Source organism: Bacillus sp. AP50 (assembly GCF_040492675.1).
Taxonomy (GTDB): domain Bacteria; phylum Bacillota; class Bacilli; order Bacillales; family Bacillaceae_G; genus Bacillus_A; species Bacillus_A cereus.
Map to the genome: position 1 here is coordinate 1 of NZ_JBEUTW010000724.1, position 1,208 is coordinate 1,208.

Genomic DNA, 1,208 nt, shown 5'->3' on the forward strand with positions numbered 1-1,208 from the left:
AGGTATATGATTGAACCTAACATAAAACCTACAGCAGCTTCAGGACTTAAACGATTTCTACATGTTATTTTAAATTCATCTAAATCTTCTTCTTTTATATTCCACATCCAATTGTCCCACCTTTAACTACCTTTACTTAAATCATATAGATTAAAAATAAAAACCTTCTTATAGCCTCCATATTTTTCTTTTTTAAAAGTATGGATTGTAATTACAATATGAGTAGTAATCGCTCTTAATAATAATAGACCTATATAACATACGGTTAAATTTTCACAAGTATATCCAAATATCGCTTCAATTAATACATACGCATACCCTACCGTTGCAACCTGAAACGAGTTAAACACAATTACAATGGCTTGTAACTTTTGTAATTTAAATCTTAATTTCGGAAATGAATAGATAATCAAAAAAAGGGTTTGCAGAATATATAATACTAACTCTACACAAACAAATATTCGTTCAAAAGATTTTGGATAAGCCTCCCAACCAAGTTGTAAAAACCCAAAAACAATAAAAAACATCGGTAATGAAGCGTATACAAAAACTCCAACTAAAAAGGCCATTACACCATCAGGACTTAATCGGTTTTTATTTGTAATTTGAAAAAAGCCTAAATCTTCTTCTTTTATTTCAAGCATTCACCTTTCCTCATTTCGATGCAAAACTTATTTTATTTCTTTTTCTTTCTTTTCTTCTCTCTCTTTATAGCGCTTTAAGAATTCCTGGCGCTCCCTTTCGTGTTCCTCCCACGAAATATAAATAGGCTAATAATTGGAACTCAGCTGGGCCTATGGCTATCGCGTACATGATGAACGTAAATATAAAGTAACCAAACATTATGCTCAATGAGTAATTATTTTGTATATAAATTAAAACGAGAAGAATTAGTACATAAATTACCACACCAAACATTACATTTTTCTTTGCCTTATTAAAAAATGAAGTAGATCTTTCTCCCATACTAAACGCACCTTTACTTGCTTGTTTAAAAGTATCAAATGTTGTTACACCATGAACAAGTATTGCTCCTAATACTAGTAAACCTACATAAATAAGCGTAATAAAATTAATAGAATAATTACTCATCCCTGGAAGAACAAACGCCGTAAGACCTATAGTACCTAACTGAAACGCATATAATAATATCACCAATGTCTGGAGCTTTTGAAATTTAAAACGTACCTTAGGGATCAGATATATAA

1 protein-coding gene and 1 pseudogene are annotated in these 1,208 nt (G+C 30.5%); both read right to left on the reverse strand.

All coding sequences use genetic code 11. The features are described 5' to 3' along the window. Positions 1-122: 122 nt before the first annotated feature. A complete protein-coding gene (locus tag ABWK52_RS28880; RefSeq protein WP_231130271.1) occupies positions 123-644 on the reverse strand; it encodes a hypothetical protein in 522 nt (173 codons plus the stop codon). Between the two features lie 27 nt (positions 645-671). After that, positions 672-1,208, reverse strand: a pseudogene (locus tag ABWK52_RS28885) (hypothetical protein); the annotation flags it as partial.

Coding starts and splice junctions, on each gene's coding strand:
- ABWK52_RS28880 (WP_231130271.1), bottom strand. CDS start 644: ATGCTTGAAATAAAAGAAGAAGATTTAGGCTTTTTTCAAATTACAAAT.